7 protein-coding genes are annotated in these 12,193 nt (G+C 59.8%); 2 read left to right on the forward strand and 5 right to left on the reverse strand.

Features of this window, described 5'->3' with window-relative positions:
* Positions 1-210: 210 nt before the first annotated feature.
* A complete protein-coding gene (locus tag FBY10_RS03795) occupies positions 211-1,338 on the reverse strand; it encodes a branched-chain amino acid ABC transporter substrate-binding protein (RefSeq protein ID WP_090408372.1) in 1,128 nt (375 codons plus the stop codon).
* A gap of 353 nt (positions 1,339-1,691) precedes the next feature.
* On the opposite strand from FBY10_RS03795, the gene FBY10_RS03800 reads away from it, so the two are divergent.
* A complete protein-coding gene (locus FBY10_RS03800) occupies positions 1,692-1,994 on the forward strand; it encodes a DUF2288 domain-containing protein (RefSeq protein ID WP_131697196.1) in 303 nt (100 codons plus the stop codon).
* 219 nt (positions 1,995-2,213) lie between these two features.
* On the opposite strand, the gene FBY10_RS03805 is transcribed toward FBY10_RS03800, so the two are convergent.
* The 3 genes from FBY10_RS03805 to FBY10_RS03815 all read right to left on the reverse strand — a co-directional run bounded on the left by FBY10_RS03805 (position 2,214) and on the right by FBY10_RS03815 (position 7,363).
* Positions 2,214-4,391, reverse strand: coding sequence for a hypothetical protein (locus tag FBY10_RS03805; protein WP_131697195.1), 2,178 nt, complete (start codon positions 4,389-4,391; stop codon positions 2,214-2,216).
* Positions 4,392-4,594: 203 nt separating this feature from the next.
* Positions 4,595-6,859 carry a bifunctional diguanylate cyclase/phosphodiesterase gene (locus tag FBY10_RS03810; RefSeq protein WP_145334982.1) on the reverse strand — a complete coding sequence of 755 codons (2,265 nt, stop codon included), beginning with the start codon at positions 6,857-6,859 and terminating at the stop codon, positions 4,595-4,597.
* 138 nt (positions 6,860-6,997) lie between these two features.
* The gene (locus FBY10_RS03815) at positions 6,998-7,363 is read right to left on the reverse strand and encodes a YkgJ family cysteine cluster protein (RefSeq protein WP_131697193.1); all 366 of its coding nucleotides are present in this window, start codon (positions 7,361-7,363) and stop codon (positions 6,998-7,000) included.
* Between the two features lie 253 nt (positions 7,364-7,616).
* On the opposite strand from FBY10_RS03815, the gene FBY10_RS03825 reads away from it, so the two are divergent.
* On the forward strand, positions 7,617-8,963 hold the full coding sequence (locus FBY10_RS03825) for an MFS transporter (RefSeq protein WP_145334980.1): 1,347 nt from the start codon (positions 7,617-7,619) through the stop codon (positions 8,961-8,963).
* 180 nt (positions 8,964-9,143) lie between these two features.
* Here FBY10_RS03825 and rapA read toward each other — a convergent pair whose 3' ends face one another.
* Positions 9,144-11,990 (reverse strand): RNA polymerase-associated protein RapA, encoded by a 2,847-nt coding sequence (gene rapA / locus FBY10_RS03830; RefSeq protein ID WP_065926413.1) that lies wholly within the window; start codon positions 11,988-11,990, stop codon positions 9,144-9,146.
* Positions 11,991-12,193 lie beyond the last annotated feature (203 nt).

The following is a 12,193-nucleotide window of genomic DNA, read 5'->3' on the forward strand; positions in this document are numbered from 1 at the left end:
CGATACGCATTTCACTGGTGGAGTCATGTTCCGGCCCCGTGCTGTGTTCTGTGAGCACATTTGCACAAAGCGTTTGCCAGCGAACCGCTGGTGACGGTTTTAAGATTTTCAGGTGAGCCAGCGCCCGGATCGCGGGTGACAGGCCCATAAACCTCGTAAAACAAAACCCACTGCTCTCACAGTGGGCTTGTTGGACCAGTAACGCCTGGCTTACTGAGGGGAAACTTCGGTTTTTGGTTTGCCGAAGTGCCATTCGTAGACCACGAACTTGAAGTCCTTCAGGTCGCCCTTGGCGTCGAAGCTCAGCTCGCCGGTAGGGGTCTTGAAGGTGCCCGCGTGGATGGCGGCAGCCACTTTGGCGGTGTCTTCGCTCTTGGCAGCAGTAATGCCGCCGGCGATGACTTCAATGGCCGAGTAGGCCGGGAACACGAACGGACCGGTTGGGTCCTGCTTGTTCTTGGCGAACTCGTCAACGATGGCTTTGTTGGCCGGGTCGGTATCGAAGGATTTAGGCAAGGTCACCAGCAGGCCTTCGGAAGCGCCCTGGGCGATTTGCGAGATGGAATCGTTGCCGACGCCCTCTGGACCCATGAACTTGGCGTTCAGGCCTTTTTCCTTGGACTGGCGCAGGATCAGCCCCAGCTCCGGGTGGTAGCCGCCGTAGTAGACGAAGTCGACGTTGGCTTGCTTGAGCTTCTGGATGATCGAGGAGAAGTCTTTGTCGCCGGCGTTCAGGCCTTCGAAGACGGCAACCTTCACGCCTTTCTTCTCGAGGGTCTGTTTGACGGCGGTGGCGATACCTTCACCGTATTGCTGCTTGTCGTGCAGGACGGCAACGATTTTCGGCTTCACGTGGTCAGCGATGTAGTTGCCGGCCGCTGGGCCCTGGGCGCTGTCCAGGCCGATGGTGCGGAAGATCAGCTTGTAGCCACGGGCGGTGATTTCCGGGCTGGTGGCCGCCGGGGTAATCATGATTACGCCTTCGTCTTCATAGATATCGGACGCTGGCTGAGTGGAGCTGGAGCAGAGGTGACCGACCACGAACTTGACGCCGTCGTTGACCACTTTGTTGGCAACGGCCACGGCTTGTTTAGGATCGCAGGCGTCGTCGTATTCCTTGGCTTCGAGCATTTTGCCGTCGACGCCGCCCTTGGCGTTGATGTCGGCGATGGCCTGCTTGGCACCCATGAATTGCATGTCGCCGTATTGCGTTACAGGACCAGTCTTTGGACCGGCGATGCCGATCTTGATGGTGTCAGCTGCGAACGAATGGCCGGCAACCCCAGCCAGGACCATAGCGGCAAACAGTTTGGAAATCTGCTTAGTAGCCTTATTCATAGTGCTCCACTCTTACTGTTGTATTTTTTATAGTTCTAGCGGCCTTGTGAGCTGTAGAACCGGATCAGATATCTCGGATATCCCCCGGCAGTGCCCTGGCAACTGTACCGGTACAGTGTAGAGCGCCGGTTGATCGCTTGAAAAGCTGGCTGCTGGGGGCAAAACCCGGGCGTGTCGCTTAAATGAAAGAAAAAGACAGAATTGCGGCGGGTTGATGCCAGAGTATCGGGCAATCCTTGGCTTTCCTGACACTTTCTATCGATGACTCATTTGCAACTGGGTTTTTCTACCTGGCTTTTTATAGGAAAGGCACGACGTTATGATTGCGTCGATTTTTTCTCAGGTGAACTCCCATGACGCAAGAACCTAGCACCCTCTATGCCAAGCTGCTCGGTGAAACCGCCGAAATTTCCTGGAAGGAGCTTGAACCGTTCTTTGCCAAGGGTGCCCTATTGTGGGTCGATACTGATCTGGATTTGATCGAGGCCGCAGAGGCAATGGCCGAAGACAACCGCGATAAAGTCGCTGCCTGGCTGGCTTCCGGCAGTCTGGGCGAAGTGTCTGCGACGCGGGCATTGGACTTGGTGGAGCGTGATCCGAACTTGTGGGCGGTGGTGGTTTCGCCCTGGATACTGATCCAGGAAAGGGCGTCGTAAGAAATTTATGCACTAAAGATGTGCGTGTTTTTTGCTCGTCGAAGTGTGTATTGGAGTAACCGCCGACGCAGTAATGGCATCTTGCCGTGGAGAAAGATCACAGCACGAAGGTGACGTGCACGTCACGGGAACAGTTTTGCGCGGGTCGAAAGGTCGTGGGAATTGTTTCCGGGTGTTAAGGGACCGTGGCGAGGGAGCAATCTCCCTCGCCATAAACGCTTACGCGGTCTTGCCGGTATGGTTATTCAACGAAATAACCTTGGTCTTGCCAATGCGATGACGGTAGATCTCGCGCAGGTACTTGATCGCCTTCTTCACGCAATCCCGTGACAGGCGAATGTCATTGATCGACACGAACTTCTCTTTGTCGTTGATCAACTCGCGGTACTTCTTCTCATACATCGGCTTGATCGCGTACCAATTGGTATCGAGGATCTTCGCCGGGTTTTCAAACTCGTTGAGCAGTTCGTCGATGCGGTCTTCGTCGAAGTCCTCGTGGATGATGAAATCCAGGATCGAGTTATCCAGCGTGTCGTCGAAGCGATACGGGTTGCGCGCGAAGCACCGCTTGATGAAGGCCACGATCAGTGTCAGGAAGTCATCCGACAGGCACGGGCTCTTGGCGATCAGGGTGGTCAGCGACAGGTTGGCCGACGCGCCGATCACCAGGGCATAGCGCTTGAGGGTGGTGTTGGGGAACAGGCTGTTGAGGTGGGTCTTGAGCCGGTTCAGGTCCATGTAGGACAGCTTGTAGTCCTTGGGCAGCGAAACGATGGACACCACCGACGAGCAGTTCTTGAAGAAGTGCAGGTCGTGCAGCGCCGCCGCGTCGTAGCCTGAGTTCTTGTACTGCTCCAGGGACGCCCTGTAGCGCTTGGACTCGATCGGCAACAGGCTGATGCCTTCGATGGCCTGGGTGACCTTGTTGAAATGCGGCAGGTCGATGGAGCGGAAGAACAGGTCGTCGATGTTCAGGCGCTGGGGCTCTTTCTCGAAGACTTTGAACTTGTCATTTGACGGCGCCGGGGTTTCCGGTACGACGGATTCGGCGTAGGCAATCGCCACCGGCCCGGCCAGGCTCATGAACAGGTCATTGGCGTCCAGGCGGATGGTTTCGCCGATGTCGATGCCGGCGCGACGGAAGTAGTTCTGGTCGTAGTCGGTAGTCACGGCCTGGGCGGTGAGGATGTTGAAGATTTGCTGGGAGATGTACTGGTTGGCGTGTTTTTCCATGGCATTGACGTCAATGTTCTGGATATTGCCGTCATCGCTCTCTTCGGCGTAACGCATGATGTCGTTGGAGATCAGCATCATCGCGTTCCACGGGCGGATACGCCCCTTCACGCTGGCTTCGCTGCTGTCTTCATTGTCGAAGTTGTACGAGAAGTCCCATTCTTCCGAAAGGTATTTGCACAGCAAGCGTCCGGCGTTGATGTGCAGTGCCTCGGACATTTCGCTGCGGTGGTCGGAGATGTTCGGCAGCACACAAATGCCGCTGGTGAAGATCGGCTCGAAGACGAAAGCGTGGCCGCTCTTGCTGTCGTGCTCGTCGGCGGGCTTGGTGTCGAACGTCTTGTTCATGTACGAATGCTGCTGCGCCAGGCCGAATTCCGAGGCCATGCCCGAACCGGTACCGCCGCCGGCGCTGAAGATCGAGAAGTACAGGCGCGACTGATTGGCCTTGATGCCGCAGGAATCGATCAGGTACGAATGGATCATCTTCCAGTCGGGGCTGGAAAAGCGCTGGGTGTCTTTGTTGAGGATGATCTTGGCCAGGTACTGGCCGAGGATCGGCGCGTTACCGGCGCCACCGGCATGGACTTCGGAGAGGTCCATGATTTTCATCTTGCTGTAGTCGCGCAGAAAGCCGCTTTTTTCGCCCTTGCGCGAGAAACGGATACGCCCGGCGATGTCCTTGTCCAGGTCGCCCAGCATCACCAGCGGTTCCACCAGGAACACCGGCTTGCTGGCCTTGCCGCCGCCCAGGCGCAGGTTGTTGCGAATCCACTGGGCCGGGCTGTAGCCCTTATCCAAGGATTTATCTTCAGTGCTGAATTCGTTGAGGTAGAACTTGCGCGCGTTGTACACCAACTCCGCTACGTCCAGCGCGATGTTCGAACCGCAGCGGCCCAGGCCGATCAGGCAGACCGAGGGGAATTCCTGCTCGCTGTGCTGCTCGCTGTCGCCTTCCAGGTGAGGCGGTCGCGGAAACACCATGTCGCGCAGGCCGTCGAGGTTATCGAGGATGCGGTCGGTATTGGTTTCGGTGAAGTACAGGTATTGCTGGGTGGCCAGCGGGCGTGCGGTGCTCAATGACTTTGAACCTGAGGGCTTTTCCGCAGGAGCTGGGAGCAACACATCGGATACCACGGTGCCAGAGTTATTTTTAGAAGTCATTGTGCGCCATGTACCTGGGCGGATGGCTGAAAAAGTATCAAATAGCCATCGCAGAATGGGAGTTCGCGACTTTACAGTGCGTCCTTGTCCGGTACGATCAGGCTTACCCAGTGTGCTCAGGAAAAACCTGGCCGGACTCTAATGAATCGGCCGTTCGTCGGCGATCTTTAGGTAAGTGATGGCGAAATGCCAAAGATTCGACGTCAGCGAATTGGCCGGACGATAGAGGTGGATCCGGAGCGGCCAGGGGAGGACTCTTTCCCCGGGCGGGTGTCCTTGGTGCCCGCCACGCTGAATGGGTAGAGCGGATTGCGTATGTCGATACCTTGCATTGCGCCAATTATTTCACTGGCGGGGACCGCCGGGCTCAACAGGTAGCCCTGGACGAAATCACAGCCATGTTTGAGCAACAATTCGAACTGGGCCTGGGTTTCCACACCTTCGGTCACCACCTGCAGGTGCAGGGTATGGGCCATGCCGATAATCGCCTGGACGATCTCGATGTCGGCGGTCGACTTGGGAATATCCTGGATAAACGAGCGATCGATCTTCAGGGTGTTGAGCGGCAGGCGCTTGAGGTAGGCGAGGGAGGAGTAGCCGGTGCCGAAGTCGTCGATAGCCAGCGACACGCCCAGCGCGCGGATTTGCCGCAGCAGCGCCAGGGTGCTGCTGATATTGCCCATCAAGGCATTTTCGGTGACTTCCAGCTCCAGGCGGTTGGCGCCGATCCCGCTGAAGCGCAGCGCGTTTTCGATCTCATCCGCCATTTCGTCGCGGGCCAGGTTCAGGGCCGAGCAATTCACCGCCATGGTCAGTTCGGTATAGCCTCGGTCGGAGAGCAGGCTCAAGTCATGGCAGGCCTGGCGCAAGACCCAATGGTCGAGTTCGGCGATCAGCCCATTGCTTTCGGCAATCCCGATAAACCGGTCGGGGGCCAGCAGCCCCTGTTGCGGATGCTGCCAGCGCACCAGGGCCTCCAGGCGCGTGACCTTGCCCAGCTTCATGTCAAAGATCGGTTGGTAGAACAGCACCAGTTGGTTCTGGGCACGCAGGGCGCTGCGCAGCTCCTCTTCCAGTTGCAGTTCGAGGAAGGCTCGGGTCTTCAGGTTGGAGCTGAAGAAGTTCAGGCTGTTGCGTCCCGTATCCTTGGATTGGTACAGCGCCAGGTCGGCGGTTTTCAGCAGCTCTTCGCAGGTCAGGCCATCCTCGGGAAACAGGCTGATGCCGATACTGGTGGTCATCACCATACGGCGACCGGCCAGTTCGATCGGATCCTTCATCTTCTGCATGATGCGCTGGGCCAGGTGTCGCGCTTCGTCGCGGTGATGAACGCTGATCAGGATGCAGAACTCATCGCCGCCAAACCGGGCGACCACGTCCGCATGGCTGCGCACAGAGCCTTTGATATGGCTGGCGAGAACGGTGAGCAATTGATCCCCGGCGTCATGGCCGAGGCTGTCGTTGATGCGCTTGAAGTGATCTATATCGAGGAAAATAACTGCCATCATGCCGTTTGAAGCCGTTTTTTCGGCGATCTTTTCCGCGAAAATCTGATTGAAACCCCGTCGATTAAGCAGGCTGGTCAGTGCGTCGTAATGGGCCACCTGTTGCAGGGAGGCGCGCGCCTGGTCCAGTTCGCTGAGCAGCGCGTTGACCCGACGCAGGTCGCGCTCCTTGTGCTGCAGCTTCTTGTCCGCCAGCGCGGCGCTGATGCTGCTGCCGATCACCAGCAGGGTGATCACGGCGACCGACAGGCCCAGCTGGATGGGGTTGTTATCCAGCGGTAATGAGAGGTCGGCCCCCGTGGGGACTATCAGTTGCATGGCGGCCATGCCGGTAAAGTGCATGCTGATAATGCCCGCGCCCAATATCAGGCTTGCGGCGTATTTGAGCAGTTGATGGAAGACCCCGGCGCCGGTGCGCAGGTAGCTCGACAGCAGCAATGCGGCGAGGCTGGCGCCAATGGCGATGCCCACCGAGGCGAGGAGCAGTCCCGACTCGAAATACGCCTGGGCTTGGGAGCGCATGGCCGACATGCCGACGTAATGCATCAAGGCAATGCCGATACCCATCCATACCGATGCCAGCAGGTATTGGTTAAACCGCAGGTGGTTGTGACTGAGGGTTTGCATGGCGAACAGCGAAGCGATCAGGGCGATGATCAGCGAGGCGAACGTCATGAACAGTTCGTAGTGAACTGCGATGGGGGCCTGGAAAGCCAGCATGCTGATGAAGTGAGTGGACCAGATACCACCTGCCAGGCAACCGGCCCCCAGCCAGCGCCAGTGGCGGCGAGGGGTGGGGGCTTCGACATTGCCGACTCGTTCGGCCATATCCAGGGTGCCGAAACCTGCCGCACAGGCGACCAGATAGGCCAGCAGCACCAGGAACGGGTTATGACTGCAATTGAGTAATAAGTGCCCGTTCGCGGGGAGGTCGGTAAAAAAGTGCAGACCTAGCCATTCCATAGCATGTCCCGTCATAGCGTCACGTCACAGCCTCAGGCGATGACCTATGAGGTCGAGTATAGAAGCCTCGCGGGATTCGCCATCGATAATGGCATTTTGCTCGCTATGATTTTGGCATGTCGTTAATAGCGTTTAATGCTAAGCGCTGAGGGGCAGGATCAGTTCGAAAGGTTGCTCCAAGGGGGCGAGGCCAAATGCTGCGCGGGCGGCATCGCAGTCGACGTTCTGCACGCCTTGGCTCCAGGACGAATCGAACTCGCGGCACACACTGGAGCGCTGCTCATAAATTGAGCAACTGGTGGCCTGGCCCACGTTGCCCTCCAGGCTGCAGCAGCGTGCGGGTTTCTGGTCGGTGCCGATCATGGCCACGCGGGTGGGGTTGATCTGCACCACCAGGTCATCGGGCACAGTGCCCCCCGAGGAGGCGCACTCACCCCAGAAGAAAGACACACGAAAGTGTGAACAGCAGGCACCGCAATTCAGACACGGACTGGCTTCGGACATGGGCGTCTTCGATTAAGAAAGGTAAGGGGAGAGTGGTTCGGGAAGGCTCGCCATTCTAATCGGGTCATGGCCGTTGGGAAGGGGGGCATGCACTTATATTTTTGTCGGCAAAGTCCCGTAGTGACGGGTGAAATCATGCCCTATCAGCTTTACGAATCATTACAGACAACCACGGCTCGCCTGACTATGTTGCAGGTTCCGGGCGGGATGCATCGGGCATCGCAGCTCTCATAACAATAAAAGAGACGGACCCATGCAGAACTCGACCCAAGCGGCGAATGCCTGGCGCATTCTGTTCCTGCTGTTCCTCGCCAACCTGTTCAACTTCTTCGACCGCACCATTCCGGCGATCATCATCGAGCCGATCCGCATGGAATGGCACCTGAGCGACTTCCAGCTCGGCATCATCGGCACCGCCTTTACCATCGTCTACGCCATTGCCGGCCTGCCGCTGGGGCGTCTGGCCGATACCGGCTCGCGCAGCAAGCTGATGGGCTGGGGCCTGTTCGCGTGGAGCGGGCTGACAGCGGTCAACGGCCTGGTTGGCAGTTTCTGGACGTTTTTGCTGGTGCGCATGGGCATCGGTATCGGTGAAGCCAGCTATGCGCCGGCTGCCAACTCGCTGATTGGCGACCTGTTCCCGGCACACCGTCGTGCCCGGGCCATGGGGATTTTCATGTTGGGCCTGCCTTTGGGCCTGTTGCTGGCGTTCTTCACCATCGGCTGGATGGTCAAGGCGTTCGACAGCTGGCGCGCGCCATTCTTTATCGCCGCCGTGCCGGGGCTGATCCTTGCGGTGTTCATGTTCTATATCAAGGAACCCAAGCGCGGCGCCGCCGAAGCCGTACAAGTCTCCCAGGAGCGCGTCGACCGCCCGATCCGCCGCGTGCTGGCCGTGCCGACCTTCCTGTGGCTGGTGCTGGCCGGGTTGTGCTTCAACTTCGCCACCTACGCGTGCAATTCATTCCTGGTGCCGATGCTGCAGCGCTATTTCCTCATGCCACTGCAGGACGCGGCGGTCGCCACTGGCGTCATTGTCGGGTTGACCGGCCTGGTGGGCCTGACCTTGGGTGGCTGGATTGCCGACAAGATCCATCAGCGCGTTGCCAATGGCCGACTGCTGTTTGCGGCGTGCAGCCTGATCATCTCCACCGTCACCACCGCCTGGGCCTTGCATGCCGGGCGCATCGAGATCGGTGTGTTTGTGGCGCTGTTCAGTGTGGGCTGGTTGTTTGCGTATAACTTCTACACCTGTGTGTACACGGCGATCCAGGACGTGGTCGAGCCGCGCCTGCGGGCTACGGCGATGGCGTTGTTCTTTGCCGGCTTGTACTTGCTGGGCGGAGGCATGGGGCCGATTGTGGTGGGCGGGCTGTCCGACCATTTTGCCCATGCGGCGATGTATGCGGCGGGGGCGGAGCAGATGACTGAGGCTTACAAGGCAGTGGGCTTGCACGACGCCATGTACCTGATTCCGGTGGCGCTGTTCCTGACCATGTTGTTTCTGTTCCAGGCGTCACGCAGTTTTGTGCGTGATGCCAAGCGGATGAAGGAGGGATTGGTGGCTGTTGAGGTGCCGGCTGCGGCAGCGACGGCTTGAAACCGCGGTGACTGTGCCGGGACAAGCCCCCTCCCACAGTTGACCGAGTTGTCATGTCGAGCACTGATCAATGTGGGAGGGGGCTTGCCCCCGATGAGGCCCGCAAAGCCAAAGCTGTTCTCAAGTGAATAAAAAAGGCCCGCATTGCGCGGGCCTCTATTCAACAGGGCAGGGCGGTAATCAACCCGCTACCAACACCCGAATGGCTTCCAGTCGCAGCGCAGCCTTGTCGAGCATGGCCAGGCCTTGCTCGCGTTGGTTGCGCAGGGCGACCAACTCGCTGTCGCGTACGGTCGGGTTGACCGCTTGCAACGCGGTCAGGCGCGCCAGTTCTTCGTCGGTGTCTGCCGCCAGGCGACGTTTGGCTTCGGCCACACGTTCGGCGTGACGCGGCGTGATCTTCTCTTCACCGGCGTTGATCCGCGGTGTGAGTTGATCGCGCTGGGCCTGCACGAACTTGTTGGCGCTGGCCCGTGGCACGCTTTCCAGCTGGTCGTTCAAGGTTTCGAACGAGACGCGGCCGGACAGGTCGTTGCCATTGGCATCCAGCAGGCAGCGCAGTGCCGCCGGCGGCAGGTAGCGGCCCAATTGCAGCGCGCGCGGCGCGACCACTTCGCTGACGTAAAGCAGTTCCAGCAACACGGTGCCTGGCTTGAGCGCCTTGTTCTTGATCAGCGCCACGGCAGTGTTACCCATGGAGCCGGACAGCACCAGGTCCATGCCGCCCTGCACCATCGGGTGTTCCCAGGTGATGAACTGCATGTCTTCACGGGACAGCGCCTGGTTACGGTCGTAGGTGATGGTCACGCCTTCGTCGTCGCCCAGGGGGAAGCTGGCGTCGAGCATCTTCTCGCTTGGCTTGAGGATCAGCGCGTTTTCCGAATGGTCTTCGCTGTCGATGCCGAATGCGTCGAACAGGGTTTCCATGTAGATCGGCAGGGCGAACTGGTCGTCCTGCTCGAGGATGTCCTCCACCAGCGCATCGCCTTCGCCGGCGCCGCCGGAGTTGAGCTCCAGCAAGCGGTCGCGGCCGGTGTGCAGTTCCTGCTCCAGACGCTCGCGCTCGGCACGGGCCTCGTCGATCAGGGCTTGCCACTCGCTGTCGTCGGCATTTTCCAGCAGTGGCAGCAGGCGCGGGCCGAACTGATGCTGCAAGGCGTTGCCGGTCGGGCAGGTGTTGAGGAACGCGTTCAGCGCTTCGTGGTACCACTGGAACAGGCGCTGTTGCGGGCTGGTTTCCAGGTACGGCACGTGCAGTTCGATCACATGCTTCTGGCCGATCCGGTCCAGACGGCCGATCCGCTGTTCCAGCAGGTCGGGGTGGGACGGCAGGTCGAACAGCACCAGGTGGTGGGAGAACTGGAAGTTGCGGCCTTCACTGCCGATTTCCGAGCAGATCAGCACCTGGGCGCCGAATTCTTCATCGGCGAAGTAGGCGGCGGCGCGGTCACGCTCGAGGATGTTCATGCCCTCGTGGAACACCGTGGCCGGGATGCCGGAGCGAACGCGCAAGGCGTCTTCCAGGTCCATGGCGGTTTCGGCGTGGGCGCAGATCACCAGGACCTTGGTGCGCTTGAGCATTTTCAACTGGTCGATCAGCCACTCGACGCGCGGGTCGAAGCGCCACCAGCGGTTTTCTTCGTCGATGTCCGGTTGCGACTGGAAGCTGACTTCCGGGTACAGCTCGGCGTGTTCGCCCAGGGGCAACTCGAGGTATTCGTCCGGGTTCGGCAGCGGGTAGGCGTGCAGCTTACGCTCCGGGAAGCCCTGCACGGCGGCACGGGTGTTACGGAACAGCACGCGGCCGGTGCCGTGGCGGTCGAGCAGTTCGCGCACCAGGCGTGCGCTGGCTTCGGCGTCGCCATCGTTGACGGCGGTCAGCAGCGCTTCGCCTTCGTTGCCGAGGAAGCCCTGGATAGTCTTGTGCGCGGCGGGGGAGAGGCGGCCCTTGTCGAGCAGCTCCTGCACGGCTTCGGCCACCGGGCGATAGTTCTCGCTTTCGGCGCGGAAGGCGTGCAGGTCGTGGAAACGGTTGGGGTCCAGCAGGCGCAGGCGCGCGAAGTGGCTGTCCTGGCCCAGTTGTTCCGGGGTGGCGGTGAGCAGCAACACGCCCGGGATGACCTCGGCGAGTTGTTCGACCAGGCTGTATTCCGGGCTGGCTTTGTCTTCATGCCACACCAAGTGGTGGGCTTCATCGACCACCATCAGGTCCCAGCCGGCGGCGAACAGCGCGTCCTGGGCTTTCTCATCGTCCACCAGCCATTCCAGCGCGACCAGGGCCAGTTGGGTGTCTTCGAACGGATTGGCGGCATCGCTTTCGATAAAGCGTTCTTCATCGAACAGCGCCACTTGCAGGTTGAAGCGGCGGCGCATTTCCACCAGCCATTGGTGCTGCAGGTTTTCCGGTACCAGGATCAGTACGCGGTTGGCACGGCCCGAGAGCAGTTGGCGATGGATCACCAGGCCGGCTTCGATGGTCTTGCCCAGGCCCACTTCGTCCGCCAGCAAAACCCGTGGCGCGATACGGTCAGCGACTTCACGGGCGATATGCAATTGGTGGGCAATAGGTTGCGCACGCACGCCACCCAGGCCCCACAGCGAGGATTGCAATTGGCGGCTGGTGTGTTCCAGGGTGTGATAGCGCAGCGAGAACCAGGCCAGCGGGTCGATCTGCCCGGCGAACAGACGGTCGCTGGCCAGGCGGAACTGGATAAAGTTGGAGAGCTGGGTTTCCGGCAGGGTGACCTGCTCGTTCTGCCCATTGAGGCCGTGGTAGACCAGCAGGCCGTCGACGTCGTCGACTTCCTGTACGGTCATTTTCCAGCCTTCGAAATGGGTGATGGAGTCACCCGGCGAGAACCTCACGCGGGTGAGGGGCGCATTCCGTAGCGCATACTGGCGGGTGTCGCCAGTGGCCGGATAGAGCACGGTCAATAAGCGGCCGTCCTGTGCCAGAACGGTGCCTAACCCCAGCTCTGCTTCGCTGTCACTAATCCAGCGTTGCCCCGGTTGATACTGCTGCGCCATGCTGCCTGACTCCCGCCGTGAAAAAGCCGACTATCTTAACGGAACAAGGCCCCACGCCCAAGGACTCTGACAAAAACTACGCCGTTTGAGTGGCCGGGTGAGCGCAGAATCGACGGGTGGCGGGCACTTGTGAGTGTCGACTGGGTCACAGGTTGACGAACCTGCGCTCAAGTCGCCACGCGGCCCGCCGACAGCCTGCTGAC

Source organism: Pseudomonas sp. SJZ103 (assembly GCF_007828335.1).
Taxonomy (GTDB): Bacteria; Pseudomonadota; Gammaproteobacteria; order Pseudomonadales; family Pseudomonadaceae; genus Aquipseudomonas.